Below are 26,490 nucleotides of genomic sequence, written 5' to 3'. Positions count from 1 at the left end.
ATAGGCATTAGCGATTAATCTAAGCCCGTTACATTAGGATTTTTCGTAATAAACATTGCATCGCCATAGCTGAAAAAACGATAGTGATTTTGCACCGCACTTTGATAGGCATTCATCGTGTGCGAATAGCCCGCAAAGGCAGAAACCAGCATAATCAGCGTGCTTTCAGGTAAATGGAAATTGGTGATTAACGCGTCCACCACAAGGAATTTTTTCCCTGGGTAAAGAAAAATGGAGGTGTCGGAAAAATAAGGTTCAAGCAGTTGCGAATGATGATGTTCTTGGGCAAATAATGCCGCACTTTCGATTGAACGCACGGAGGTTGTGCCGACCGCAATGACTCGCTTACCTTGTGCTTTGGTGTGTAAAATCGCGTCCACGGTTTCTTGTAGCACTTCAACATATTCCGCGTGCATTTTATGATCTTCAATGTTTTCAACTCGCACAGGTTGGAAGGTTCCCGCCCCAACGTGCAAGGTAACAAAAGCAAAGTTCACGCCTTTGGCTTTCAGCTTTGCCAATAAGGCATCATCGAAATGCAAACCCGCAGTGGGGGCTGCCACCGCCCCTGGCACTTTGTTATACACCGTTTGATAGCGTTCTTGATCCGCTTCTTCATCTGGGCGATCGATATAAGGTGGTAGTGGTATATGCCCAATTTTCTGCAATACGTCTAAAAGTGCGGTGTTTTTTTCCGCGATTTTTACTTCAAATAAACTCTCGTGGCGGGCGGTCATTATCATTTTAATGCCCTTGCCTTCGCCCAATTTATCTTCCCCTAAAAAGAGTTCAGTTCCTTCTTTTGGTGCTTTTGATGAACGGATATGCGCAAGAAAACTGTCTTCGGATAAAATCCGCTCCACGAGCACTTCAATCTTGCCACCGCTAGCTTTGCGACCGTACATTCTCGCTGGGATCACGCGGGTATTATTAAAAATTAACAAATCCTCCTCGTTGATGAGATCTACCACATCAGCAAAAGTGCGGTGCGAAATTTCACCGTTTTCACCGTTAAGCTGCAACAAACGGCTAGCCGTGCGATCCGCTTTGGGATAACGGGCAATTAATTCATCAGGTAAATCAAAATAAAAATCGGAAACACGCATTGTTTTTGTCATCGTAAAAAATAATGGCGTAGTCTATTGGGATTTCATTGAGAGTACAAGAAAAATATCTGATCTGCACCCCAAAAGTTAGACTAAACAACCAACTGATTAAGGTGCAGATTTTTTATGACTAAATATACTCAACGTTTCAAACAACAAGTGCTCGACTTTTATCATCAAAATGGAAAAAACCGTTCGCTTACTCGCCAGTATTTTCAGCTTCCCCAAAGCACGTTAGCACGTTGGATTGCGAAATTTAATCATAATGGAATCAATGGATTAGCTGTGTTAGGTAAAAAACGATGTTATTCTGTTGAGTTTAAATTAAAGGTTATTCAAGCTATCAAAAAAGGCCAGTGCTCCGCTGAAGCCGCCTGCTTTCGCTTTGATATCCCCAGTTCAGGGATAATTAGTCAATGGTTGCAACGCTTTGAAAAACAAGGTATAGATGGGTTATTACTCAAACCTAAAGGTCGTCCAAGTATGAAACTCAACTCACCTAAAATGCCACCAACGCCCAAAACAGAAGAAGAACGCTTGCGTTACCGAATTTTGGAATTAGAAGCGGAGAATGCAATGCTAAAAAAGTTGCAGGAACTCAACCAACAAAAAATGCAGAAAAAGCCGTCATCGTAAATGCCTTACGCTCGCGTTTCCCGTTGGAATTGTTACTCAGGCTAATCGGATTGGCACGCAGTTCGTTCTTTTATCATCTCAAGCCAAAGTCGGATAAAAATGTAGCGATTTCACAGAAAATAGAGGAAATTTATCGCAAAAATGACGAAAATTATGGTTATCGTCGAATTACCTTGGAATTAAGGAAATACTTGATTATCAACCACAAAAGGGGGCAAGCGATAATGCAACGTTTGGGGTTAAAAGGAAAAAGTAAGCAGAAAAAATATCGTTCTTACCAAGGCAAAGTGGGACACATTGCCGATAATCTGTTGCAACGGGATTTTACGGCAACGATGCCGAATGAGAAGTGGGTAACGGATATCACCGAGTTCAAATGTGCGGAAGGCAAAGTGTATTTATCGCCGATTAAAGACTTGTTTAATAACGAAATTATTGCTTATGATGTGGCGAGAAGTCCGAGTTTTGAGCAGATAACCAGAATGCTGACCCAGGCGGTGAACCGATTAGCGGGGGAAAAACCGATACTGCATTCCGACCAAGGATGGCAGTATCAAATGATGGGTTATCAGGAGATATTGAAAAAATACGGTATTACGCAAAGTATGTCGAGAAAAGGTAATTGCCTTGATAATGGTGCGATGGAAAGCTTTTTCGGGCGATTGAAGACGGAATGTTACTTTGGCAAGCGGTTTGAAACCTTTGAACAGCTTGAAAAAGTGATTCACGAGTACATTCATTACTACAACAATGAGCGTATTCAAGTGAAGCTCAAAGGACTAAGCCCTGTGGAATACAGAACTCAGTCCTTGAATGAAATTAGAATATAGTCTAGCTTTTTGGGGGCAGATCAGATTTATCGCCCGTTTTTTAGCCTTATCTATTTTTGGTTATTATAACTTTCCACCGCTTTATCAAATGTATCTGCCACCTCTTTCGACACAGGCGAGAAGATCGAAGAAGTGAGAGTTACGCACGAGCAAGCCAAGAAGCCGGGAATGATTTCGTAGAGGTTGGCGAGATCTTTCCAGTTTAAGGTTTGCATTAGCGGTTTCCACGCCACCACAGTTAATGCACCCGCGATCATTCCCCAAAGGGCGGCGTTGGAGGTGATGTTGCGGTTGAATAGGGATAAGATGACTAATGGTCCAAAGGCTGCACCAAAGCCCGCCCACGCGTAGGAAACCAAGCCCATTACTTTGGAATTAGGATCTTGTGCGATAGCGATGGCAACAAGGGCGATGAGCAGCACCATTACACGCCCCACCCAAACAAGCTCGGTGCTGGAGGCGTTTTTGCGTAAGAAGCCGTGATAGAAATCTTCGGTGATCGCGGCAGAACACATTAGGAATTGTGCGGATAGGGTACTCATAATCGCAGCCAAAATGGCAGAGAGTACAATGCCGACAATCCAAGGATTGAAAATGGCTTTGGAAATTTCAATAAAGACGGATTCTGCAGAGTCTAATGCGATGCCTTTCACTTCAAAATAAGCTAAGCCAAAATAGCCTACCGCACAAGCACCACCAAGGCATAAAATCATCCAAGTGATCCCGATAAAGCGTGCTTTTTCTAAGGCTTGCACGGAGTTAGCTGCCATAAAGCGTGCCAAAATGTGTGGTTGCCCGAAATAGCCTAATCCCCAAGACAGGGCGGAGATCACGCCAATGCCAGACACGTTATATAACCAGTTAGAATAAGGAATGCCCGTTTGTTGCGATTTCACACTTAAAGCAAGGTTGATTTCTTCCCAGCTAATATTGAGCAGCACAATCACAGGGGCGAGTAATAAGGCGAAGATCATTAATGAGGCTTGGATCGTATCGCTCCAAGAAATTGCGAGATAACCGCCGATGAAGGTGTAAGCAATGGTGGCAATCGCTCCGAAAATAAGGGCGGTGCTATAATCAATGCCGAGTAAACTTTGGAATAATTTCGCCCCCGCGACAACGCCTGAAGCACAGTAAATGGTGAAGAAAAATAAAATCACGGAAGAAGAAATAATTTTTAAGGATTTCGCTCGTTTTGGGAAGCGAACCGCGAAAAATTCGGGTAAGGTGAGGGCGTTGCCGTATTGTTCGGTGAATACCCGCAAGCGTCCTGCTACAATGCGATAGTTCAGATATGCTCCAATGGTTAGCCCCACGGCAATCCAAGCTTCAGATAAGCCCGTTAGGAAGATCGCACCAGGCAAGCCAAGTAGCAACCAGCCTGACATATCGGAAGCTCCTGCGGACATCGCGGTAACGAAGCTACCCATTTTGCGACCGCCTAAAATGTAGTCGTTAAAATTTTTGGTTGAGCAATAAGCATAGATACCAATGCCTAAAATCACCAAAAGATATAACCCAAAAGCTGTGTAGATTTGATAATTCTGCATACTTTATCCTTCTCAAATTATTGTTCTTCAATCGCCATTAAGCTGGCGTTGCCTCCCGCAGCGGAAATATTTTCACTGCGGGAAAACTCATTATATAACAGCGTTAAATCTTGGCTGTTTGTCCAATCATATAGACAGAAAATGGCGGGATTATTCTCTGCAAATCGTTGGCGTGTCGCTAAGCTGAGCGGTGAAACAAACACGGCTTTCTGTAAATGTTGCCCTGCTTGCAAGCATTGTAGATCGGGTAACTCGTTGTTTAACAGCGGATTATCTTCTTCTACCACCACCTTGAATCCCGCTTGTTGTAGCCGTTGATAAGCGGCGATTAAGCGTGCCTGATGCTGACCGAGCAATAAAATCGTCGTGGTTTTGTAACTGATGCGATTTAATTCCCCTGTAATACTAGGCAATACCGTGTTTTTTGCAAGTAAAGAAGCATAATATTGTGATGTTTTGGTTAAACGTTGAACATAAAGCTCTCCGCCCGCCTTTGGTCCCGTGCCTGATAGCCCGTGTCCACCGAAAGGTTGCACGCCAACCACCGCACCGACGATATTGCGGTTAATGTAAAAATTGCCACATTCAAGGTGTTGTTCAACAAACTCGACATTTTTGCTAATACGACTATGGCAGCCCCCAGTTAATGCGTAGCCTTTGGCATTGATGGCTTGTAAATAATCCCCCAACTCGGCTTTTTTATAGCGAACAAAATGGAGAATTGGCCCGAACACCTCGCGGTTAATTTGCTCTAGGGAATCCACTTCATAAATAGAAGGTGCGACAAAATGACCTATTTTAGCGACATTCAGTTCAAAATATCGGCGAGAAAATGACCGCACTTTTTCTTGATAGGCTTGAAGATTGGCTTTCGCTTCTTCATCGATGACTGGTCCAATATCGGTATTGATCAACTCTGGATTACCGATCACCAATTCTTTCATCGCCTCTGTGAGCATTTGATATAAACGATCTGCAATATCTTCTTGCACCAATAAAATTCGCAATGCCGAACAGCGTTGCCCTGCGGAATCAAAGGCGGAGCTTAGCACGTCAGCGATCACTTGTTCCAACAAGGCGGAAGAATCCACTACCATTGTGTTTAATCCCCCTGTTTCAGCGATGAAAACGGGTTGATCTTCACGTTGAATGAGCTGTTGATGAATTAAATGAGCTACTTCTGTTGAGCCAGTAAACATCACCGCATTAAACGGCTGAGCCACCAATGCCGCCCCAACCTCACCTGCCCCAAGGGTGAGTTGCAAAGCGGATTGCGGAACGCCTGCTTGGTGCAAGAGTTTCACTGCATAATAAGCGATGCGTGAGGTTTGCTCCGCAGGTTTGGCGATGACATTATTACCCGCTGCCAATGCCGCTGCAATTTGCCCCGTGAAAATGGCTAAAGGGAAATTCCAAGGGGAAATACATAGCACCTTGCCTAGTGGCGGAGCGAGGGCATTTTTGCTTGCTAATAAACGGATTTGTTCAGCATAATAGCGTAAAAAATCCACCGCTTCCCGTAACTCACCAATGGCATTTTGCAAGGTTTTACCTGCTTCTTCAATAGCCAGTTTGAGCAACAAGCCCGTATTTTCTTCGTATAAAACTGCCGCACTTTCTAAAATCGCCGCACGTTCTTCCACGCTCTTTTCTTGCCAATCGCGGGTTTGCGTGACTTTAAACACCGTCTCCGCTTCCGTTGGCGAGATAAATTGCACCGGCGGTAAAGGCTGGCTTATTTCTGCGGGTTTTCTGCCTTGTTCGCTGAGGGCTGCTGCCACCTCCACGCCACAGAGCGAATGCACTTCGCCATATTCCGCTTGATTTAGTTGATGTTGTAAGGTGGCGAGATCCACTTCATTACTTAAATTAAAGCCAGCGGAATTGCGACGGTGTGGGAAAATCTCTGTAGGCAATTTGATCGCTTTATTAGGCTCACCCTTGAAGCGAGCAAATTTTTTCCACGGGGCTTCTACGAGAGCTTCAACAGAAATTTGATTATCCACTAATTGATGAACGAAAGAGGAATTTGCCCCGTTTTCCAATAAGCGACGAACCAAATAGGCGAGCAGGGTTTGATAAGTTCCCACTGGGGCGTACACCCGTACGCGATGGTTAAATTGATCCGCCCCAACAATATGATCATAAAGGGTTTCGCCCATTCCGTGTAAGCATTGAAATTCAAAGGTTTTTCCCTTGCCAAGTTGCATAATGGTGGCGAGGGTTTGCACATTATGGGTGGCAAATTGTGGGTAAATGACATCTTGGGCGGCGAATAATTTTTTTGCACAGCTTAAATAGGAAATATCCGTATGCACTTTACGCGTATAAACGGGGAAATCGGCAACGCCTTCGGTCTGTGCCCATTTGATTTCGCTATCCCAATATGCCCCTTTCACCAAGCGAACCATCATTTTACGTTGGAAACGGCGATTTAACGCAATAATGTAATCCAACACATAAGGACAACGTTTTGAATAGGCTTGCACCACAAAACCAATGCCGTCAAAGCCCGCCAAATCAGGATCTTGCAATAAACGCTCAAGCAAATCTAAGGAAATTTCAAGGCGTGCCATTTCTTCTGCGTCAATATTTAGCCCAATGTTGTATTGTTTGGCAAGGACGAAAAGCTGTTTTAAACGCGGATAGATTTCGCTCATTAAACGATCTTGTTGTGAACGGGAATAACGCGGGTGAATGGCGGAAAGTTTCACTGAAATCCCGTTTGCTTCATACAAGGATCTCCCCGTCAATTGTTTTCCCACTGCGTGAATGGCATCAACATAATCTTGCAGATAGCGATCTGCGTCTTCCATCGTCATTGCCGCTTCGCCCAGCATATCAAAGGAAAAGCAATAGCCCATTTTTTCTCGCGATTGAATATTTTTTAACGCTTTTTCCATTGTTTCACCCGTAACGAATTGCTCGCCTAAAATACCCATTGCTTTTTCAATGGCAGTTTTCATTACAGGGGCAGAAAGGCGAGAAAAACTTCGGCTCAGGGCGGAAGCAAGGTTTTCTTCATCTAGATTGACGCTGATTTTATTGCCCAACATCAAGCCTAGACTGGCGAGATTGGTGAACAGCGAACCTGATTTTTTCAAGTGTGCCTGCCAGTTGCCGAGCTGAAGTTTGTCATTAATCAACGCATAGCGAGTTTGTGCATCAGGAATACGCAACAATGCCTCGGCTAAACACATCAACGCAATGCCCTCATCACAGCCTAAAGAAAATTCGTGCATTAAGGCATCAACGCCATAGCGTTTTTGTTTTTTACTGCGGATTTTTGTGATCAACTGTCTTGTGACTTGTTCAATTTCCGTTTCTTGTTGAGGAGTAAAGTTTAAGGTGTGGAGCAAGTTTGTGATAGCGGGTTGTTCAGGGCAAGTATAGTGTTTACTAATAATTTTACGAAGTTCAGGTTCTATTGTCGGTAAAGGGGAATATTGATAGTACATTTTAAACTCCTTCCTATATTTAAGGCTCGACTTATTTATGTTGTCTAATTGTTAATATTATGTAAATGATTGTATGAAAAATTAGCAAGGAATACATATCGAATATTAAGAAATGTGACAGAGTTCAAAAAATAAGGGGCTGTCCTAGATAACAACTAAAAAATCTATTTAGGTTAGAATGAACCAATGAGAAAAAGTCGTCTAAGTCAGCACAAACAAAATAAACTCATTGAGCTATTTGTTGCAGGTGTTACTGCAAGGACAGCAGCAGAGTTAGTCAATGTAAACAAAACGACTGCCGCATATTACTTTCATCGTTTACGCCAACTCATCTATCAAAACAGCCTTCACTTAGAGATGTTTGAAGGTGAAATTGAAGCCGATGAAAGTTATTTTGGCGGTGCTCGCAAAGGCAAACGTGGTCGTGGTGCGGCAGGGAAAATTGCGGTATTCGGGCTTCTCAAGTGCAATGGCAAGGTTTATACCGTTGCGGTTCCAAATACGCAATCTGCCACCTTGTTACCCATTATTCGGGAGCAGGTAAAGCCTGATAGTATTGTTTACACCGATAATTATCGTAGTTATGACGTGCTTGATGTGAGTGAATTTAGTCATTTTCGTATCAATCACAGCACACATTTTGCTGAAAATCATAACCACATTAACGGAATTGAGAATTTTTGGAGCCAAGCAAAACGCCATTTACGCAAATTTAATGGTATCCCAAAAGCGCATTTTGAGCTTTATTTAAAGGAATGTGAATGGCGTTTTAATTACAGCAACATAAAAAGTCAAATTTCTATTTTAAAACAATTGGTTAAAGGGAGTTTAGTCTAGTTATCTAGGACAGCCCCAAAAATAATTTATTTTATTCTTGATTTGATATTGAGTTAAAAGAAATGGTAAATGTTTATTTTAGTTAATGGACAGTATAAATAATACAGCATTATTTCGATTTGTTTGTGTTATTTATACTGCCGGTAGGATGCCTGACTTATTTTGATATATTATAAATACATCGCAGCAAGCCAGCCGAAGATAATCAATGGGATATTGTAATGAATAAAAGTCGGTACGACAGAATCCCAAATGTGATCGTGTTTGCCGTCCATATTTAGCCCTGAAGTTGGTCCAAGAGTGGAGTCGGAAGCAGGCGAACCCGCATCACCCAACGCCGCTGCCACGCCCACAATGGAAACGGTGGCTAAAGGGCTGAAGCCTAGGCTCAAGCAAAGTGGCACATAAATGGAGGTGATAATTGGCACGGTGGAGAATGATGAGCCAATACCCATTGTGATAAATAGCCCTACGATAAGCATTAACAAGGCGGCTAAGCCTTTGTTATCTGCCCCCAGTCCGTGGCTGAAGGTTTCTACTAATTGGGTAACGCCGCCCGTGGCATTAATGACTGCAGCAAAGCCTGAAGCGGCGATCATTACAAAGCCGATCATTGCCATTAGGCGTAAGCCTTGTTGGAAAATGTCGTTACTTTCTTTTAATTTGAAAATGCCACAGACGGCGAAAATGATTAAGCCCGCTAAGCCGCCGATAATGGTGGAATCGGTGAAAAGTTGTAGCCCAAAAGTTACCACAATCGCAACAAGGCTTGCGATAACGTGGAAAGGTTTGATGTTGGCGATATGTTGCTCAATCTCTTCGGTTGTGAGGTGGTTGTCATCAACAGCGTATTCTCTTGGTTTGCGATAGGTGATGAACACGGCGGTTAATAGCCCTAAAATCATTCCAATCACAGGCAAGCCCATTGCGAGAGACACTTCGCCGACGCTGGTGTGTAAGCCTAATGGTTCGCCCACTTGGTTGATGTTTTTCACTAAAATGCTTTCGATAAAGATTTTCCCGAAGCCAACAGGCAAGAGCATATAGGTGGCAGTTAAACCAAAGGTTAGCACACAAGCCACCGCACGGCGGTCAATGTTGAGTTTATTGAAAATAGCAAGTAACGGTGGGATTACGATAGGAATAAACGCGATATGCACAGGAATGACATTTTGTGATGACATCGCAAAAATTAATAACACGGCAAACATCACATATTTGAAACTCGCCATTGAAAGCCCGCTTGGAGTGCGTCCGAGCTTTTGAATCACTTTGAATGCCAAGAGATCGGTAATACCTGATTTAGAAATGGCAACGGCGAAAGCCCCTAAAATGGCGTAGTTCATCGCCACTTCAGCACCACCACCTAAGCCGCCCGTGAAAGTTTGAATGGTTTCGCTCATTGTCAGGCTGCTGCATAAGCCGGCGGTTAAGGCAGAGATAATCAAGGCGATCACCACGTTGATCCGCAACAGGCTTAAGGCTAACAAGACAATGATCGAAATCACAACAGGGTTTGAGAGTAACATTGCATAGTCCTTATAAAAATAATGAAAAAAAGACCGCACTTTATTCCGCGATATGGTGCGGAAAACCACCTAATTGTTTGAGATGGTTCACCATATAACAGAATAATTCTGCGGTGCGTTCTGTATCATATAAAGCGGAATGCGCTTGTTTATGATCAAAAGGAATGTTCGCCGCTTGGCAGGCTTTCACCAGTACCGTTTGACCGAACATAAATCCGCTTAATGTGGCGGTGTCAAACATTCCAAAGGGGTGGAATGGATTACGCTTGGCTTGCACGCGTTCAGCCGCCGCCATTAAAAAACTTTGGTCGAAAGTGGCATTATGTGCCACGATAATGGAACGTTGGCATTCCGCTTGTTTTTGTGCTTGACGCACCATTTTGAATAATTCACTAATGGCGATATTTTCCGAAATCGCACCACGCAAGGGGTTATCAATATCAATGCCGTTAAATTTGAGTGAACCAGGATTAATATTCGCCCCTTCAAAAGGTTGAATATGAAAATGGCACTTTTGATCGGGCAATAAGAACCCATTTTCGTCCATTTTTACCGTAATAGCGGCGATTTCAAGTAACGCATCAGTTTTTGCGTTAAAGCCTGCGGTTTCTACATCAATAATTACGGGCAAGTAGCCACGAAAGCGGTTTTTCAGCAAATTATAATTAATTGGTTCGCTTGTTGTCATAACATTATGGACTATCAGATCAAAGGTGAGATAAAAAGTGCGGTGTAAAATTTGCGAAAATTTCCACCGCACTTTTTAACCGTTTATTTTAACTTAGTTGCCTAATCCGGCTTGTGCATTTTTATTTTCGATAAACTTGATTTTATAACCATCAGGATCTTCAACAAAGGCGATCACTGTTTTCCCCCCTTTTACAGGGCCTAGTTCGCGGGTAACTTTTCCACCCGCTTGGCGAACCGCTTCACAAGTGGCATAAATATCGTCCACGCCGATAGCGATATGCCCGTAAGCATTGCCCAGATCATATTCGTGTACGCCCCAGTTGTAGGTTAATTCAAGCACAGAAGCTTTGTCTTCATCGTCATAACCTAAAAAAGCAAGGGTATATTTATATCCTGGGTTTTCGCTGGTACGTAATAAACGCATACCTAACACATCTTGATAAAATTTAATCGAACGATCTAAATCGCCCACGCGTAACATTGTATGTAAAATTCGCATAATCATCTCCAATCATCAAAAAATTCTAGGCATTATGCCATAATTAGGGGGAAAAAGCATTACAGAGTTTTGTCTTAAATTTCGCTTATTTGCTATAGTCCCTTGCACCGAAAATCGCCGTGCCAACGCGTACCATTGTCGCACCGCATTCAATGGCGGCAGTTAAATCGTCTGACATTCCCATTGAAAGGGTGTCAATTTGACATTCGGGCAACGCGGTTTTTAATTGCTGGAAAAGCTGTTGCATTTGGCTAAAGGCCTGCTTTTGCTCAGCGATATTTTGCGTTGGGGCGGGGATCGTCATCAAGCCACGCAAACATAAGTGCGGTAGATTTTTGATGTGTTTTGCCAAATCGAGCATTTCCGCAGGTTGAATGCCTGATTTACTACTTTCATCGCTAATATTAATTTGAATCAGCACATTCAACGGTTTTTTGTAGTGGGGACGCTGATCATTAAGACGATCGGCAATCTTGGCACGATCGAGGGTTTGCATCCAATCAAAATGCTCCGCCACTAAACGGGTTTTGTTTGATTGCAACGGCCCGATGAAATGCCATTCGAGATCGAAACCTTGCCCCTCAAAATGCTGAATTTTTTCTACCCCCTCTTGCACATAGTTTTCGCCAAATTGACGTTGTCCCGCTTGATAGGCTGCTAAAATGGCTTCTACGGGCTTGGTTTTGCTCACTGCTAATAGAGTGATATCTGTGCTGGCTCGCTGAGCTTGCTCGCACGCTTGTTGGATTTGTGTTTGCAGCTGTTGTAAATTTTGTTGAATTGTCATTGTGGGCTTACCTATATCCTATGAAGTTTCGCATTATTTTAACAAAATCATTCTATATTATTCATTTTCTGTTTGACAAGGCGTGAAAATTTCGGTATTTCTAACACCATTATTTTTTTGTTAGGAAAATCACAATAATGCAACGCACAATGGCAATTATTACCACCACCATTATTACCATTACGATGAATGGGGCGGGTTAGTGCGTTAAAAACAGGATCACAGAAAACCCGCATTACAAAGTGCGGGTTTTTTTATAAGCATTTTTTGCATTCACAACATTTATACTGAGGAGAATTTCTATGCGAGTATTAAAATTTGGTGGCACTTCGCTGGCAAATCCAGAACGTTTTTCACAAGCGGCACGGCTGATCGAAAAAGCCTATTTAGAAGAGCAAGCCGCTGGCGTGTTATCTGCCCCCGCTAAGATCACCAATTATCTTGTTGCCCTTTCTGAAAAAGCAAGCCAAAACCTACCAACTGATACCGATTTTAATCAAGCACTTGAAATTTTCTATACCATTATTAATGGCTTATATGCGGAAAATGAAAATTTTGATCTCGCTGGAACAAAAGCTCTGATTGACGCAGAATTTGCCCAAATTGCAGAATTATTAGCAGAAATTCGTGCTAAAGGCGTGTTAGATGACGCGGTGAAAGCGACCATTGATTGTCGCGGGGAAAAATTGTCTATCGCAATGATGAAAGCCTGGTTTGAAGCCCGTGGCTACCAAGTTACCCTGATTAATCCTGTGGAAAAATTATTGGCTCAGGGTGGGTATTTAGAATCTTCGGTGGATATTGAAGAATCCACCAAACGCATTGATGCAGCAAGCATTCCGTCGAAAAATGTAGTGTTAATGGCAGGCTTTACTGCGGGCAATGAGAAAGGGGAACTTGTTTTACTCGGGCGTAATGGTTCAGATTATTCCGCCGCGTGCCTTGCTGCCTGTTTAAATGCCTCCGTGTGTGAAATTTGGACCGATGTGGACGGTGTGTTCACCTGTGACCCACGCCTTGTGCCTGATGCACGCTTATTGCCAAGCCTGTCTTATCGTGAAGCGATGGAGCTGTCTTATTTCGGGGCGAAAGTGATTCACCCTCGCACCATTGGACCATTGGTGCAAGCGAATATTCCTTGTTTAATTAAAAATACGGGCAACCCTGAGGCGAAAGGCACGATTATTGATAGCCACTCCCAATCAGAACAGCTCCAAGTAAAAGGCATTACCAATTTAGATAATTTGGCGATGTTTAACGTTTCGGGGCCGGGAATGCAAGGTATGGTGGGAATGGCGGCGCGTGTGTTCTCTACAATGTCGAAAGCGGGCGTTTCCGTGATTTTGATTACCCAATCCTCTTCAGAATATAGCATTAGCTTCTGTGTGCCTGTGAAAGCGGCAGAAGTGGCAAAAAATGCATTAGAAGCTGAATTTGCTCAGGAGTTGAAAAATCAAGATTTAGAAGCCATCGAAGTTATCAAAGATCTTTCTATTATTTCCGTTGTCGGTGAGGGAATGCGTCAAGCGAAAGGGATTGCGGCACATTTCTTCTCCGCATTAGCACAGGCGAATATCAGCATTGTGGCGATTGCACAAGGTTCTTCCGAACGTTCTATTTCTGCTGTAGTGCCACAAAATAAAGCCATTGAAGCGGTGAAAGCCACACATCAAGCCCTATTTAATAACAAAAAAGTGGTGGATATTTTTCTCGTTGGGGTCGGCGGTGTTGGTGGTGAGTTGATTGAGCAAGTGAAAAATCAGCGAGATTACCTCGCAAAGAAGGACATTGAAATTCGAGTTTGTGCGATAGCAAATTCGAATAAAATGCTGTTAGATGAGAACGGGTTAAATCTCGATCACTGGCAGGAGGATTTAGAAAACGCCACTCAGCCATCGGATTTTGATGTGCTACTTTCTTTCATTAAATTGCACCACGTTGTTAATCCCGTATTTGTAGATTGCACCTCGGCGGAAAGTGTTGCAGGCTTGTATGCCCGTGCGTTAAGTGAGGGCTTCCACGTGGTTACGCCAAATAAAAAAGCCAACACGCGTGAACTTGCTTACTATAATTTATTGCGTGAAAATGCCCACCAAAGCCAACACAAATTCTTATATGAAACCAATGTGGGGGCGGGATTGCCAGTAATTGAGAACTTGCAAAATTTGCTTGCCGCAGGGGACGAGTTAATCCACTTCAGCGGGATCTTATCAGGCTCACTTTCCTTTATTTTTGGCAAATTGGAAGAAGGCTTATCATTATCCGAAGTTACCACGCTGGCACGGGAAAAAGGCTTTACTGAACCTGATCCGCGTGATGATCTTTCAGGACAAGATGTAGTGCGTAAATTGCTTATTTTAGCTCGTGAAGCAGGCTTACAATTAGAATTAAGCGATGTGGAAGTAGAGGGCGTGCTGCCAAAAGGTTTTGCGGAAGGCAAATCAGTTAACGAATTTATGGCAATGTTGCCACAGCTTGATGCAGAATTTAAAGCTCGCGTGGAAAAAGCGAAAGCAGAGGGCAAAGTACTGCGTTATGTTGGACAAATTGAAAACGGCAAATGCAAAGTGTCGATTGTAGAGGTAGGGCAAGATGATCCACTGTATAAAGTAAAAAATGGTGAAAATGCCTTAGCATTCTACACCCGCTACTATCAGCCAATCCCATTATTATTGCGTGGCTATGGAGCAGGAAATGCGGTAACTGCGGCAGGGATCTTCGCCGATATTTTAAGAACATTACATCATTAAGGAGCATTTATGTTACGAATTTACGCCCCTGCATCTAGTGCGAATATCAGCGTCGGTTTTGATATCTTGGGGGCGGCTGTATCCCCGATCGATGGCTCGTTACTGGGCGATGTGGTGCAAATTGAAGCCATTTCGCAAGGCTTTGAATTAGAAAGTGCGGGTTATTTTGTGCGTAAATTACCCAAAGAACCACAAAAAAATATCGTCTATCAAGCCTACGTTCTGTTCAGTGAACGCTTAAAATTGCGTGGCGTGAACGTGAAGCCTCTCCGCCTCACGCTCGAAAAAAATATGCCGATTGGCTCAGGGCTTGGCTCAAGTGCTTGCTCCATTGTGGCAGCATTAGTTGCATTAAACAAATTCCACGATGAGCCGTTTTCCAAAATGGAATTATTGGAAATGATGGGCGAATTGGAGGGGCGGATTTCTGGCTCAATCCATTATGACAACGTCGCCCCTTGTTATTTAGGTGGCGTGCAATTAATGGTACAATCCCTTGGTAATATTTGCCAACAGTTGCCATTTTTTGATAACTGGTATTGGGTGCTAGCTTACCCAGGAATTGAGGTTTCTACCTCAGAAGCTCGGGCGATTTTGCCGAAAAGCTACACCAGACAAGATGTAATTACCCACGGTCGCCATTTAGGGAGCTTTGTTCACGCTTGCCACACACAGCAAGAAGCCCTCGCTGCTTATATGATGAAAGATGTGATCGCAGAGCCTTACCGCGAAGCCCTATTACCAAACTTCGCGGAAGTAAAACAAGCGGTACGCGATCTCGGTGCGATTGCCTCAGGCATCTCAGGCTCAGGCCCAACAATGTTTGCCATCGCCCCAGATTTAAATACCGCCAGCAAAGTAGCAACCTATTTAGAAAACTATTATCTACAAAACAACGAAGGCTTCGTCCACGTTTGTAAAGTGGATAATCAAGGGGCAAGAGAATTGGGTTAATGAGAACATTGAACCCCATATAAATTACCCGAATAGAAATAAAATTTTTAGAAAAGTAACGCCGAGCGATAGCGAAGCGAACATCAGGCTTACTTTTTGTTAAGAAAATTTTGTCGAAATGAGGAAGAGTAATTTGATCGGAGTTCCCTTTTCTTTGCTTTCTTTCTTTTTGGAACGCAAAATGAAGGAAGTCGCGTAACGAGCGAAATTCGTTATAGGTAAAAGGATTAAAATCCCCGTACAAATTACCCGAATGGAGATAAAATTTTTAGAAAAGTAATGCCGAGCGAGAGCGAAGCGAACATCAGGCTTACTTTTCGTTAAAAAAATTTTATTGGAATGAGGAAGAGTAATTTGATCGGGTTCCTTTTTCTTTGCTTACTTTCTTTTAGGAAAGCAAAAGAAAGTAAGTCACTCAACGAGCGAAACCCGTTATCAACCCTAAAGATAAAAGATTTTAACCAAAGAACTTTAAACAAAGAACTTTAAACAAAGAATATTAACCAACCCCAAAACGGAACAACTATGAATTTATACAACATTAAACACCCCGAAGAACAAGTAAATTTCGCCCAAGCGGTACGCCAAGGGCTAGGCAAAGATCAAGGACTATTTTTCCCTGAAATTATCCCGCACTTAGACAACATTGATGCCTTGCTTGAGTTACCTTTGGTTGAGCGTAGCGAGAAAATCCTAGGGGCATTAATTGGTGATGAAATTCCAGCGTATAAACTGGCTCAAATGGTGAAAAATGCCTTTATCTTCCCAGCACCAGTAGAAAAAGTGGCAGAGCATATTTATGCCTTAGAATTATTTCACGGCCCAACTCTTGCCTTTAAAGATTTTGGTGGACGATTTATGGCACAAGCCCTAGCAACCGTTCGTGGCGATGGCAAAATCACTATTTTAACCGCGACCTCAGGCGACACCGGGGCAGCAGTGGCTCACGCCTTTTATGGATTGGAAAATATTGACGTGGTGATTTTATATCCAAAAGGCAAAATCAGCCCATTGCAAGAAAAATTATTCTGCACCCTAGGCGGAAATATCCGCACGATTGCCATCAACGGTGATTTTGACGACTGCCAAGCCCTCGTTAAACAAGCCTTTGATGATGCAGAACTTCGCCAAGCTATCGGCTTAAATTCGGCCAACTCCATTAATATTAGCCGTTTATTAGCCCAAGTTTGCTATTATTTTGAAGCGGTGGCACAACTCCCTAAAGCCGAGCGTGAAAACATCGTGGTTTCTGTGCCAAGTGGTAACTTCGGCAACCTCACAGCGGGGCTTATCGCGAAAACAATGGGCTTACCGATCAAACGTTTCATCGCGGCTACCAATGCAAATGACACCGTACCACGCTATTTAAGTACGGGCGAATGGTCGCCAAATGACACCGTGGCAACCCTATCAAACGCAATGGACGTTAGCCGCCCAAATAACTGGCCTCGTGTAGAAGAACTCTTCAAACGCAACGGCTGGGCATTGTCAGAGCTTCATTCCGCCGCAATGAGTGATGAGCAAACTGAACACACCTTGCAAGCAATGAACGAGCAAGGCTATCTATGCGAACCGCACGGTGCGATCGCCTACGGCGTGTTAAAACAAGATTTACAAGCTGGTGAAACAGGCTTATTCCTTTGCACTGCTCACCCTGCAAAATTTAAAGAAAGCGTCGAGCGAATTTTATCCACCGAATTACCACTACCAGAAGCTTTGGATAAACACAACAAATTGCCATTGCTTTCCGATGAAATGGATAATGATTTTGCAACGTTAAAGGCGTATTTGTTGAAATAAATATGCAAGAAGATTGGAAATCAACAGATCTTAATGTAGATAGCCTTTGGCTATTTGGTGAGAGGGATAAAAGGGGTAAGCATAAAAATGTTTATCATGGAAATTTTATCCCTCAGATTCCATATCAGTTAATAAAACGCTATACGAAAGAAGAGGATACGGTTTTAGATTTATTTATGGGGAGTGGAACTACTCTATATGAATGCGAAAACCTAAATAGGAGTTTTATAGGATTTGATATAAAAATGACTTAAACATGCTTGTAACATTCAAAACTACACAAGATAAGATACGCCCTGTCTTGTTACGCTGTATTTCAGCGCATTTTATCGGTTACCTACGCTCTAATCGGTATCAAACTAACACTTAACAACATTTATCGGAGAGCACTATGCGCGATCTGGTCTATTCGGTTTCCGTCTTGTGTAAACACAACAAAGACGGGAGCTTTGGTACGGCTGCTGAACGTCATAAATCGCTTAAATCAGCAATGCAAGCAATTTCTGACGCAGGATATGGCATCCGAGACGTTAAACAGTTAAAAGGTAAACACATCAGATTTTTAGTCGAGAAATGGAAATCTGATCCCAATCTCTCAATCGGTACAATAAAAAACAGAATGAGCCATTTACGATGGCTCGCTGAACGGATCGGAAACCCTCGTATCGTAGAACGCTCTAATTCGAGCTATGCCATTGAAAATCGAAAGTACGTAGATAACCATACCAATAAAGCTAAAAATCTCTCTATGGAGCGTTTAGACGCATTAACGGATGATTTTGTGAGATACTCTCTTCTGCTTCAACAAGAATTTGGGCTAAGGCGGGAAGAGGCGATTAAATTTCAACCTAAATTCGCTGATCGAAACACTGAAATCTGTCTGAAAGGAAGTTGGTGCAAAGGCGGCAGAGAACGAACAATCCCCATCACATCACAATCTCAACGAGATTTGCTCGATGAAATACACACTTTTTGCCGGCAACGTGGCACAAAATCATTGATACCCACTCATAAAAATTATGAACAACAAATGCGAACTTACGAATACCAAACTGCAAAAGTGGGGGAGTTAAAAAATCACGGTTTGCGCCACGCATACGCGCAGAGACGATACGAAACTCTTTCAGGCTTATCTTCCCCTAAGAACGGTGGAAAAACCTCTAGAAAACTCTCTGATGGAGAAAAACAGCGTAATTTGGAGAGTAGGTTGCAGGTAAGCAGTGAGCTGGGACATAATCGAGAAGAAATTACAGCTGTTTATCTTGGACGATAGCAAGGCAAGCTACCGCAGTCGCTTCGTTCCTTTGCTTAATCCCCGTGATTATTACCGATAAACGCTAATAATCACGGGGATTTTTATTTTATGGAGTAAAGCTCTTTCGCTACAGGTATCACTTCTTCAAGGTATTAAATTAATAGTGTTATATATACAAGTTTCTATATAAAATTCAATATCATCTTTACTATAACCTAATAGCTTTCCTATTTTTCTTTCATAATTTGAATTAAAGCAGTTTTTACTCTTTTCTAGTAACAGCGATAGTTTTTTTGCTTTTCTTTTATGCTTTTGTTTATATATTATATAGTAATAAAAAAAATTTTTATTAGAAATATTTATTCTAATTTTTTTTACTTTAAAAAAACCACTCTCCAGATATGGAATAAACTCATCTGGAATATTATAATCAGTATAAAAAAGAGCTAAATTTTTTAAACCTCTTAACATTAAATCTAGCTCTTTTCCTTCATGGGGACCAATTACTCCCATAAAATTTATGGACGTCTAATACCGTTTATTCTAAATCCTTTATTGTAGCAGTTATAGCATACATTAGGAGAATATACCCCTCCATGTTTCGCTCCGCACACTGAGCAGGTATACACGGGTGATCTAGCCCCACCTTTAACCTCAGACATCTCTTTCTGAGATAACACAGTAGCACTGTTATTTTGAGATGACTTGAATAAGGATTGTAGTTCACTGCTACTCGCTAACGAAGCTGATGAAAAAATAATTGCTATTAATAAAATAAAAAATTTCTTCATTACTGTTACTCCTCTTAATTGATTATTCATAGATTTAGTATACTGCTTAGATAGGTGTGAGAATTATCTTGCATAATTTTACGATACATATAGTACACGTTTGTATCTCTAAAGTTAACTATTTTTACGCCGTTTTTTGTTACTTCTAGTAACTCTGAACTAGGGGTTTGCATGATAATAGGTGAATGGGTTGCAATGATGAATTGAGCCCCATCTCTACTTAGGGTTACGATTTTTTCAATAAATTTAAGCTGATTGTTGAGAGATAAGGATGCCTCGGGTTCATCTAATATGTACAGGCCATTTTTATGAAATCTATTTGTATATAGTGCATTCATTGATTCGCCATGAGATAACTTATGCAATTCAACTCCCCCATAGTAATATTTTATCTTCTCCCCTCCTGATTCTGGGGTATCTAACCTTTTCATCTCGCTCATAAAGGTATAGAAAGTTTCTGCTCTATAGAAAAATACATCCTTAGGAAATCTAGTTCCTTTTTTTACCACGATATCAGGTACTTGGATGTGTGTATTTTCAGTTGAAAAATTAAAATTTTTTGAACCTCCTTCTGCTGGGCATCCAAGGTGTACGGCTAGAGATTCCATTATAGTCGATTTACCTATTCCATTCTCACCAAAAAAGATTGATATTGGGTTATTAAATTTTATTGGAAATAAATAATCAAGAAAAAATTTATTTTTATTTTTTCTATATATTTCATATATATACATATTTAATTCCTTAGGAAGATTCTATGTTTTTTTTCAATATTATCAATAAACTCTAAGTAATCTTTTTTTTCACTATATAAGTATAAAATATCTCCTTTTTCACCATCCCTTAACATCCATATTTTTTCAAAATCTGATGCTCTTAATGAATAATTACCAATCGCTGGATCTGATATTAATAATTCTTTGTTAATAATACCATTAATGATGACAAAATGATCGTTGTTCAAATTGTTATTTACATACGCAATTACTGGTTGCTTTATATTCAATAACTCCTTTAATGTTAAGGATATTCCAATAGCGTTGATGTTGAATGTTTTTGAAATTTTTGCAAGTTCAAAAAAGGAGGCTTCTTCATTTTTATTTTTCATCTTGGATAAAATGACATCTTCATTAATTTCGCTAAGATGGAATTTATATTTAAGCATCGTAGCAAGAGCCGCTGCTCCACATGAATTGGTTTTTGTTTGCCTAATAACATTAAAATTTTTAAGCTCATTGTATGAGCTTATTTCTTTGGCTAGAAGAGAATCTGATATACATAATAGGAGTATTATATCACAAATCCTTCTCAAGGTTAAGGTAAATTGTAGCACCTGAGTTCCCCGTCGTATTAAAAGAAGTTTCAAAATATAAACGATTTTTCAAATCTAAATTATACGAAATCCCCATTGATAAGAAGTTTTCTATTCCAGATACATTTGTTACTTTTCCATTATATTTTTCACTGCTTCTTAATTGAATCTCTGTAGATAAACTTAAGGATATTTTTTGGTTAACTAAAAAATCCACTCTAGGCTTTATACTTATTTCATTTGATGGTTTAAAATCAAGATTACTGCTTTTTATTTTTGAGAAATATTTTACACCTGTTTTTAAAGATAAAACTATAGGATCTATTGTTTTGTCTATTATATAGTCAAAATAAAAGTTTTTGAATAAATTTGCTCTCTTGCTTATGGCGTCTACTGAAAAATATATAGATTTATTCCAGCCTGATTCAGAATCATTTAATTTAGTGGATAATCCAATATTTATTGTGTCAAACCTTAATTTATTAAATGATTTTTCCTTACCTATTTCTTCACTAGATAAAAATGAGTATTTACTATATGAACCACTAATATTTCCAAGTATGTTAATCTTATTTGTTAAACCATACCTAACCCCTTGTTCAAATGATAAAACTTGATACTTCTCACTTCCGTAAGAGTTATTATAACTTTCTATGTCAAATATATTTCTTCTCAAAAACTCATGACTATTTCTTAAATAGAATGAGGATGATGTCAATAATGTAAATTTTCCATAGCTATCAAATTCATCATTTAAGGTAATAAAATTATATTCACTTGAATAACATAGTATTGGATTTAATATAAATAAAAGTAATGTTTTCTTTTTCATACATATCCTTAATTTTTTAACTAACTCCATAACGTCAAATTACTATAGTTTCTCCCTCCTTGTCAAAAAATAAACAAGTCACATATTCATCAAGCATTCTTACTTGAATTGTTTTTGATCTGACCCCAACCTCTCAACCGGTACAATCAAAAACAGAATGAGCCATTTACGATGGCTTGCTGAACGGATCGGAAACCCTCGTATCGTAGAACGCTCTAATTCGAGCTATACCATTGAAAATCGAAAGTACGTAGATAACAAAAACCTCTCTATGGAGTGTTTAGACGCATTAACGGATGATTTTGTGAGATACTCTCTTCTACTTCAACAAGAATTTGGACTAAGACGAGAGGAGGCGATTAAATTTCAGCCTAAATTTGCTGTTCGAGGAACTAAAATTTGCTTGAAAGGAAGTTGGTGTAAAGGTGGTAGAGAACGAACAATCCCCGTTACATCACAATCTCAACGGAATTTGCTCGATGAAATACACACTTTTTGCCGGCAACGTGGCACAAAATCATTGATACCCACTCATAAAAATTATGAACAACAAATGCGAACTTACGAATACCAAACCTCAAAAGTGGGGGAGTTAAAAAATCACGGTTTGCGCCACGCATACGCACAGAGACGATACGAAACTCTTCCCCTAAGAACGGTGGAAAAACCTCTAGAAAACTCTCTGATGGAGAAAAACAGCGTAATTTGGAGAGTAGATTGCAGGTAAGCAGTGAGCTGGGACATAACCGAGAAGAAATTACGGCAGTATGTATTGGTCGCTGACTTAGCTTGTAGCTAACGCCCTACGCCTACGGCTTCGGTTGTTCAACCCTTGTCAAACGTGCAACAAGTTGCCCGCTCGACAAGGGTTTACATAAAACAAAAACCGCCCTTTTAGGCGGTTTTATGCTAAAATCATTCTCGCACTATGGCGGCGGCGGCTCGCACTACCGCTAATAGTGTGAGCCTAGCCGCTTAGCCTTGTAGTGCTAAGGAGGTGATTTATGTGAAAGTATCAGAATTATTCCTGATAGTAACGCTAGTTTTACTAGCTGTTACGGCTAGCTTAAAAGCACTCGCAATGCTTAATTTGCTAGTTTACTTGTTAAATAGATTAGCCTAACGGCTAGGAAGGGGGTAGGGTTGCAACCTGCCCCCGACCTAATTCCATTGTATGCCCGATCACCTTACTTTTCAAGTTTAACCAGTTCACAACCAGCAATCTTATAGCCACGCTGTCTAAGCTCATCAGCGAAGGTGTTTTTACTGCCTAATTTTGATTTGTGGCTTTGGTTTACCGCAAAAAAAATCCAGTAGTAAAGCAAATCTTCATTCGGTACGTCTTCAATATTTGAATAGAAATCTTCAAGGATTTTCAGGCAATCTCTTGCGTAATTGCCGTATTTAGCTGAACTCATTTTAGGATCGATACGATCTAACTTCACAAACTTGCCGTACTTGTTTTTATGTGGGAATTTTGGGCGTTTTTTTACGGTTTTTTCGTATGTAATGCTAAATTCAATGCCAACAATTTTTCGCCCTTTTTTTATTGGCTCATACTTAGCAAAGAGATCTGATTTTTCGTTAATCTCAGACAAAGCAGGAAGTAAAACCCACTGATTAAGATTGTTATAGCGTTCATATTTATCTTCCAACTGTAACCACTTTTTCAAATCTTCCACTGAAATATAGCGATCACCCAATCGCTTATACTGCGTAAATAACTCATACAAGCGAATTGCGTGAACACTGGAAAAGCCAGAGATATGATTTAACTGATATTGCGTAAATTGCCCTTTCAACTGCGTTAAATAAGGCATAATTTCATTAGTTAAGGCTATTTTAAATCGCCCCTCTTTCTTGAAATACGTTTGAGACGACACCCATCTAAATTTAGTAACGTGCCTTTCATCTTCCGTCTTTACCCAACGTTCAGATATACGCTCAATCGCTGATTTTATTTGTGTGTACGCCCTATCTGCGTTCACATCAGGGAATTGATTTTTGACATCCTCCCCTCCCTAAAGGACGGGGATTCCTACTAGTGCCCATTGCAAGCAATGGGCTACTCTCGGTGGGTTCTTGTTGCTGACCTCTCAATGAAGTTCACTTCACAAGCTCTACGGGCATGTCCTGCCCTGACATTTTATTACGCGTGGACGATAGCTCGCCCACGCCCCAATACATTTAACGCTCCAACCACATCGGCATTTTCTGTGTAGCCACATTCTACACACTCAAAATTAGCCTGTGTTTGGCGATTTTCTTTTGCTACATGACCACAACAAGGGCAAGTTCGACTGGTATTTTGCACTGGCACTGCCACTAAAAATCCACCTTGCCATTGCGTTTTGTAGTCCAACTGACGGCGAAACTCAAACCAAGATTGATCTAATATCGCTTGGTTCAACCCTGATTTTGCAGCAACATTTTTGCCTGGTGTTTCCGCCGTACCTTTGGCTGATTTTGACATATTTGACACCTGCAAATCTTCAATATAGATCATGGCGTGGTTTTTGCTGATTTTGCTTGAAGTCTGATGCAAGAAGTCTTTGCGACAATTAGCAATTTTATGATGCAGTTTGGCGATTTTCGCCTTTAATTTCTGCCAATTTTGGCTAAATTTTACTTTATTTTTAAGCCTCTTTTGCAGTTTAGCCAATTTTCCTTTGTAAGTTTTAAAGGCGTTAACCGGTTCAAAATATTCACCATTTGACAATGTTACAAAACGTGCAACGCCCATATCAATACCGATTTCACCGCCTTTATGTGTCGGGATTTCATACTCAAATTCAGTTTGAATACTAACAAAAAAGCGACCGCACTTTTGGCTGACGGTAACATTTTTGATTTCACCAACGATATCTCGGCTGTTGCGATAGCGAATCCAGCCGATTTTTGGCAAAAATAAGCGGTCATTTTCCTGTTCTAATTTGCAACCTTGCGGAAAACGAAAGCTCTCTTTCACGCCTTTTTTCTTGAATTTTGGAAAGTCGGCACGTTTCTGAAAGAAATTTTTAAACGCACTTTCTAGGTCTTTTAAAGACTGTTGAAGCACTTGAGAATGGCATTCTTTTAGCCAAACTAATTCTTTTTTCCATTGTGGAAGCAAGTTGGCGATTTTAGTGTAACTGAACTTAAAGCTGTTATCTTGCTCGTATTGTTCATTTTGCCAAGCCAATGCCCGATTGAACACAAAACGAGAACAACCGCAAAATTGCTTGATTTTACGGGTTTGTTCGCCATTCGGCATTATCTCGAACTTAAAGGCTTTGCGTAGTTGCATTGACAAGGTTTAGAATGTAAGTTTTCAACATTTTACCCTTGGTCTATGCAAAAAGAAACTGATATTCGACACGGAAGGCATTGTGTTTTTAACATACATGTTTACTTAGTCTTTGTCACTAAATACCGTAGAGATGTATTTACAAAAGAAATGTTGAGTGAATTACAGCTTATTTTTGACAGTGTATGCAACGATTTTGAAGCAAAACTAGTCGAGTTTGATGGCGAAGACGATCACGTTCATTTACTTGTGGAATATCCACCGAAAGTGGCTGTATCTACACTTGTAAACAGTTTAAAAGGTGTATCAAGCCGAATGATTAGGAAGAAAAACTACTCGAACATCCGCAAAAAACTTTGGGGTAATCAGCTTTGGTCTCCGTCTTATTTTGCAGGGAGTTGTGGTGGCGCTCCAATTTCCATTATTCGCCAATACATTGAGCAACAACAAACACCTGATTAGTTAGGTTTGAAACGGCTTACGCCGTTTGTGCCTTATATCTCCGCCCTGAAGGACGGAGTTTTACGGCACATAATCTGATAAATTATGAACTTATTTGTTTTTTTCTATCTTATATTCAGACGAACGAGGACCATATAAAATCCCATTTGTTCTTTGAGGTGAAAGCAATTGACTTCCCGCTATTTGGGCTACATCGAATCCTTTATCAAGTAATGTCCCAGAAATTTGGTTAATAATCGCACCAATCAATGCTCCTAATATTGTACTATTATTGCTTTTTTCTGCAGAATCACTAGCCGTAACAGAGCCTTGCCATAATGCTTTACCTGTTTTAGCATCAACTAATTTTGCCTCAGCTTGAACAATAGTTATGCTTTGAATTAATTGATATCGGGTTCCATAATCTTTCACTGTAATATATAGAACGGCATCATTATTAAAGATTGCACGTAATTTATCAAGTTTAAGATTATGGATATCGGCAGCATTAGTTAATCCGTTCTGTCTAAATGTTTCATTAACAACAGCAACAGGAAATACATAATAACCTGCTTCTGATAATGGATAGGTTGTTGCTGTCAACATTCCCCAACTAGCATTCACTTCTGGTGATTCATTCAATGGTGGAAGAACCAAAATAGAGCTAGGGCGGCTTTTTTTAAATTCAGTATAATCTATAGGTTTTTCTGTATAAGTTTGGCATCCTGCTAAAACGAATACAGTCAAAAAGGGAAATAAAAACTTTATTAGTCTCATTTTTGTTCTCCATTGACTTTATTTTTCATTAAAAAATTAATATATGAAGAAGATTCTGGGAAGAGTTTTTTCTCTTCTAAGAATTGTTGACGTGCAGCATCTAACTGACCAGATTGAACCAATAACAATCCCATATGAGCATGAGCCCCCGGAGCAACAGCTAGTTGTTTATCTTTAGCATCACTAAAGTACTTTTCCATTGTTTCAATTTGATTACTAATAGACGTGCTGTCATTTTTGAGATAATCATATACTGTATTATTATACCCTTTCCAATAATACATATTATTTGTAGAAGTTCCGCATGCAGATAGGAATATAGAAAAAATCAACAATAACGGTAGTTTAAACAAATCTTTAATCATTTTAT

The 26,490-nt window shown here is 40.6% G+C and carries 23 protein-coding genes and 1 pseudogene; 9 read left to right on the top strand and 15 right to left on the bottom strand.

Annotated elements, in window-relative coordinates; all coding sequences use genetic code 11:
• Window positions 1-14 precede the first annotated feature (14 nt).
• Entirely contained in the window at window positions 15-1,106 is a 1,092-nt protein-coding gene (gene queA, locus DXZ23_RS06790) for a tRNA preQ1(34) S-adenosylmethionine ribosyltransferase-isomerase QueA (protein WP_021724524.1), read from the bottom strand.
• A gap of 126 nt (window positions 1,107-1,232) precedes the next feature.
• Between queA and DXZ23_RS06785 the strand changes: the two genes are divergently transcribed.
• Window positions 1,233-2,572, top strand: a protein-coding gene (locus DXZ23_RS06785; protein WP_114995479.1) for an IS3 family transposase whose coding sequence is annotated in 2 segments (ribosomal slippage) — window positions 1,233-1,683 and window positions 1,683-2,572 — 1,341 coding nt in all. Because the reading frame shifts where the segments join, the coding sequence is not laid out codon by codon here.
• Window positions 2,573-2,622: 50 nt separating this feature from the next.
• Here DXZ23_RS06785 and putP read toward each other — a convergent pair.
• Together putP and putA are read right to left on the bottom strand one after the other, a co-directional pair.
• The gene (gene putP, locus DXZ23_RS06780; protein WP_017806195.1) at window positions 2,623-4,122 is read right to left on the bottom strand and encodes a sodium/proline symporter PutP; all 1,500 of its coding nucleotides are present in this window, start codon (window positions 4,120-4,122) and stop codon (window positions 2,623-2,625) included.
• A gap of 17 nt (window positions 4,123-4,139) precedes the next feature.
• Window positions 4,140-7,580, bottom strand: coding sequence for a bifunctional proline dehydrogenase/L-glutamate gamma-semialdehyde dehydrogenase PutA (gene putA, locus DXZ23_RS06775; RefSeq protein ID WP_017806196.1), 3,441 nt, complete (start codon window positions 7,578-7,580; stop codon window positions 4,140-4,142).
• Between the two features lie 186 nt (window positions 7,581-7,766).
• Here putA and DXZ23_RS06770 point away from each other — a divergent pair, with 186 nt between their 5' ends.
• The gene (locus tag DXZ23_RS06770) at window positions 7,767-8,417 is read left to right on the top strand and encodes an IS1595 family transposase (RefSeq protein ID WP_035695940.1); all 651 of its coding nucleotides are present in this window, start codon (window positions 7,767-7,769) and stop codon (window positions 8,415-8,417) included.
• A gap of 170 nt (window positions 8,418-8,587) precedes the next feature.
• On the opposite strand, the gene DXZ23_RS06765 is transcribed toward DXZ23_RS06770, so the two are convergent.
• From DXZ23_RS06765 to DXZ23_RS06750, 4 genes are all read right to left on the bottom strand, one after another.
• Window positions 8,588-9,946 carry a Na+/H+ antiporter family protein gene (locus DXZ23_RS06765; RefSeq protein ID WP_021724520.1) on the bottom strand — a complete coding sequence of 453 codons (1,359 nt, stop codon included), beginning with the start codon at window positions 9,944-9,946 and terminating at the stop codon, window positions 8,588-8,590.
• Window positions 9,947-9,986: 40 nt separating this feature from the next.
• Window positions 9,987-10,634 (bottom strand): ribonuclease T, encoded by a 648-nt coding sequence (rnt, locus tag DXZ23_RS06760; protein WP_021724519.1) that lies wholly within the window; start codon window positions 10,632-10,634, stop codon window positions 9,987-9,989.
• A gap of 93 nt (window positions 10,635-10,727) precedes the next feature.
• Entirely contained in the window at window positions 10,728-11,135 is a 408-nt protein-coding gene (gloA, locus tag DXZ23_RS06755; RefSeq protein ID WP_017806198.1) for a lactoylglutathione lyase, read from the bottom strand.
• Window positions 11,136-11,220: 85 nt separating this feature from the next.
• Window positions 11,221-11,922, bottom strand: a complete 702-nt coding sequence (locus DXZ23_RS06750; RefSeq protein WP_017806199.1) for a YggS family pyridoxal phosphate-dependent enzyme — start codon at window positions 11,920-11,922, stop codon at window positions 11,221-11,223.
• 302 nt (window positions 11,923-12,224) lie between these two features.
• Between DXZ23_RS06750 and thrA the strand changes: the two genes are divergently transcribed.
• The 5 genes from thrA (at window position 12,225) to DXZ23_RS06725 (ending at window position 18,699) form a co-directional block, all read left to right on the top strand.
• Entirely contained in the window at window positions 12,225-14,672 is a 2,448-nt protein-coding gene (thrA, locus tag DXZ23_RS06745) for a bifunctional aspartate kinase/homoserine dehydrogenase I (RefSeq protein WP_021724517.1), read from the top strand.
• A 9-nt stretch (window positions 14,673-14,681) separates the two neighbouring features.
• Window positions 14,682-15,626: a homoserine kinase gene (thrB, locus tag DXZ23_RS06740; protein ID WP_017806200.1), complete on the top strand. Its 945-nt coding sequence runs from the start codon at window positions 14,682-14,684 to the stop codon at window positions 15,624-15,626.
• 525 nt (window positions 15,627-16,151) lie between these two features.
• Window positions 16,152-17,426, top strand: coding sequence for a threonine synthase (thrC, locus tag DXZ23_RS06735; protein WP_017806201.1), 1,275 nt, complete (start codon window positions 16,152-16,154; stop codon window positions 17,424-17,426).
• Between the two features lie 2 nt (window positions 17,427-17,428).
• The gene (locus DXZ23_RS06730; RefSeq protein ID WP_017806202.1) at window positions 17,429-17,680 is read left to right on the top strand and encodes a DNA methyltransferase; all 252 of its coding nucleotides are present in this window, start codon (window positions 17,429-17,431) and stop codon (window positions 17,678-17,680) included.
• Window positions 17,681-17,817: 137 nt separating this feature from the next.
• Entirely contained in the window at window positions 17,818-18,699 is an 882-nt protein-coding gene (locus DXZ23_RS06725; RefSeq protein ID WP_017806203.1) for a phage integrase N-terminal domain-containing protein, read from the top strand.
• Window positions 18,700-18,825: 126 nt separating this feature from the next.
• Here the strand turns inward: DXZ23_RS06725 and DXZ23_RS06720 are convergent, their stop codons facing one another.
• The 4 genes from DXZ23_RS06720 to DXZ23_RS06700 form a co-directional block, all read right to left on the bottom strand.
• A complete protein-coding gene (locus DXZ23_RS06720; RefSeq protein WP_017806204.1) occupies window positions 18,826-19,194 on the bottom strand; it encodes a hypothetical protein in 369 nt (122 codons plus the stop codon).
• A gap of 304 nt (window positions 19,195-19,498) precedes the next feature.
• The gene (locus DXZ23_RS06710) at window positions 19,499-20,206 is read right to left on the bottom strand and encodes an AAA family ATPase (RefSeq protein WP_017806205.1); all 708 of its coding nucleotides are present in this window, start codon (window positions 20,204-20,206) and stop codon (window positions 19,499-19,501) included.
• A 2-nt stretch (window positions 20,207-20,208) separates the two neighbouring features.
• The gene (locus DXZ23_RS06705; protein WP_017806206.1) at window positions 20,209-20,805 is read right to left on the bottom strand and encodes a C39 family peptidase; all 597 of its coding nucleotides are present in this window, start codon (window positions 20,803-20,805) and stop codon (window positions 20,209-20,211) included.
• Window positions 20,768-21,616: a hemin receptor gene (locus DXZ23_RS06700; RefSeq protein WP_103846642.1), complete on the bottom strand. Its 849-nt coding sequence runs from the start codon at window positions 21,614-21,616 to the stop codon at window positions 20,768-20,770. Before DXZ23_RS06700 ends, DXZ23_RS06705 begins: the two co-directional genes overlap by 38 nt.
• A 118-nt stretch (window positions 21,617-21,734) precedes the next feature.
• Here DXZ23_RS06700 and DXZ23_RS06695 point away from each other — a divergent pair.
• A pseudogene (locus DXZ23_RS06695) lies at window positions 21,735-22,399 on the top strand (integrase domain-containing protein); the annotation flags it as partial.
• Window positions 22,400-22,803: 404 nt separating this feature from the next.
• On the opposite strand, the gene DXZ23_RS06690 reads toward DXZ23_RS06695, so the two are convergent.
• On the bottom strand, window positions 22,804-23,604 hold the full coding sequence (locus tag DXZ23_RS06690; protein WP_021724514.1) for a replication initiation protein: 801 nt from the start codon (window positions 23,602-23,604) through the stop codon (window positions 22,804-22,806).
• A 161-nt stretch (window positions 23,605-23,765) separates the two neighbouring features.
• Window positions 23,766-24,902 (bottom strand): RNA-guided endonuclease InsQ/TnpB family protein, encoded by a 1,137-nt coding sequence (locus DXZ23_RS06685; RefSeq protein WP_035695615.1) that lies wholly within the window; start codon window positions 24,900-24,902, stop codon window positions 23,766-23,768.
• A gap of 45 nt (window positions 24,903-24,947) precedes the next feature.
• On the opposite strand from DXZ23_RS06685, the gene tnpA reads away from it, so the two are divergent.
• The gene (gene tnpA, locus DXZ23_RS06680) at window positions 24,948-25,364 is read left to right on the top strand and encodes an IS200/IS605 family transposase (RefSeq protein ID WP_017805593.1); all 417 of its coding nucleotides are present in this window, start codon (window positions 24,948-24,950) and stop codon (window positions 25,362-25,364) included.
• Window positions 25,365-25,454: 90 nt separating this feature from the next.
• Here tnpA and DXZ23_RS06675 read toward each other — a convergent pair whose 3' ends face one another.
• Both DXZ23_RS06675 and DXZ23_RS06670 read right to left on the bottom strand, forming a co-directional pair.
• Window positions 25,455-26,120 (bottom strand): DUF799 domain-containing protein, encoded by a 666-nt coding sequence (locus DXZ23_RS06675; protein WP_017806211.1) that lies wholly within the window; start codon window positions 26,118-26,120, stop codon window positions 25,455-25,457.
• On the bottom strand, window positions 26,117-26,485 hold the full coding sequence (locus DXZ23_RS06670) for a DUF4810 domain-containing protein (protein ID WP_017806212.1): 369 nt from the start codon (window positions 26,483-26,485) through the stop codon (window positions 26,117-26,119). The genes DXZ23_RS06675 and DXZ23_RS06670 overlap by 4 nt, the downstream gene beginning before the upstream one ends.
• Window positions 26,486-26,490: the final 5 nt, after the last annotated feature.

The organism is Avibacterium paragallinarum (assembly GCF_900450705.1).
GTDB classification, from domain to species: Bacteria; Pseudomonadota; Gammaproteobacteria; order Enterobacterales; family Pasteurellaceae; genus Avibacterium; species Avibacterium paragallinarum.
The sequence above is the reverse complement of the archived record's forward strand: the minus strand, read 5'-3'. Positions and strand labels throughout refer to the sequence as shown.

Bases quoted from the DNA above. Each gene is read 5' to 3' on its own strand.
- putA (WP_017806196.1), bottom strand. From the start codon at position 7,580: ATGTACTATCAATATTCCCCTTTACCGACAATAGAACCTGAACTTCGT.
- DXZ23_RS06685 (WP_035695615.1), bottom strand. From the start codon at position 24,902: ATGCAACTACGCAAAGCCTTTAAGTTCGAGATAATGCCGAATGGCGAA.
- DXZ23_RS06670 (WP_017806212.1), bottom strand. From the start codon at position 26,485: ATGATTAAAGATTTGTTTAAACTACCGTTATTGTTGATTTTTTCTATA.
- tnpA (WP_017805593.1), top strand. From the start codon at position 24,948: ATGCAAAAAGAAACTGATATTCGACACGGAAGGCATTGTGTTTTTAAC.
- DXZ23_RS06720 (WP_017806204.1), bottom strand. From the start codon at position 19,194: ATGGGAGTAATTGGTCCCCATGAAGGAAAAGAGCTAGATTTAATGTTA.
- DXZ23_RS06710 (WP_017806205.1), bottom strand. From the start codon at position 20,206: ATGTATATATATGAAATATATAGAAAAAATAAAAATAAATTTTTTCTT.
- rnt (WP_021724519.1), bottom strand. From the start codon at position 10,634: ATGACAACAAGCGAACCAATTAATTATAATTTGCTGAAAAACCGCTTT.
- DXZ23_RS06770 (WP_035695940.1), top strand. From the start codon at position 7,767: ATGAGAAAAAGTCGTCTAAGTCAGCACAAACAAAATAAACTCATTGAG.
- DXZ23_RS06700 (WP_103846642.1), bottom strand. From the start codon at position 21,616: ATGAAAAAGAAAACATTACTTTTATTTATATTAAATCCAATACTATGT.
- queA (WP_021724524.1), bottom strand. From the start codon at position 1,106: ATGCGTGTTTCCGATTTTTATTTTGATTTACCTGATGAATTAATTGCC.
- DXZ23_RS06750 (WP_017806199.1), bottom strand. From the start codon at position 11,922: ATGACAATTCAACAAAATTTACAACAGCTGCAAACACAAATCCAACAA.
- thrA (WP_021724517.1), top strand. From the start codon at position 12,225: ATGCGAGTATTAAAATTTGGTGGCACTTCGCTGGCAAATCCAGAACGT.
- putP (WP_017806195.1), bottom strand. From the start codon at position 4,122: ATGCAGAATTATCAAATCTACACAGCTTTTGGGTTATATCTTTTGGTG.
- DXZ23_RS06730 (WP_017806202.1), top strand. From the start codon at position 17,429: ATGCAAGAAGATTGGAAATCAACAGATCTTAATGTAGATAGCCTTTGG.
- DXZ23_RS06765 (WP_021724520.1), bottom strand. From the start codon at position 9,946: ATGTTACTCTCAAACCCTGTTGTGATTTCGATCATTGTCTTGTTAGCC.
- thrB (WP_017806200.1), top strand. From the start codon at position 14,682: ATGTTACGAATTTACGCCCCTGCATCTAGTGCGAATATCAGCGTCGGT.
- thrC (WP_017806201.1), top strand. From the start codon at position 16,152: ATGAATTTATACAACATTAAACACCCCGAAGAACAAGTAAATTTCGCC.
- DXZ23_RS06725 (WP_017806203.1), top strand. From the start codon at position 17,818: ATGCGCGATCTGGTCTATTCGGTTTCCGTCTTGTGTAAACACAACAAA.
- gloA (WP_017806198.1), bottom strand. From the start codon at position 11,135: ATGCGAATTTTACATACAATGTTACGCGTGGGCGATTTAGATCGTTCG.
- DXZ23_RS06675 (WP_017806211.1), bottom strand. From the start codon at position 26,120: ATGAGACTAATAAAGTTTTTATTTCCCTTTTTGACTGTATTCGTTTTA.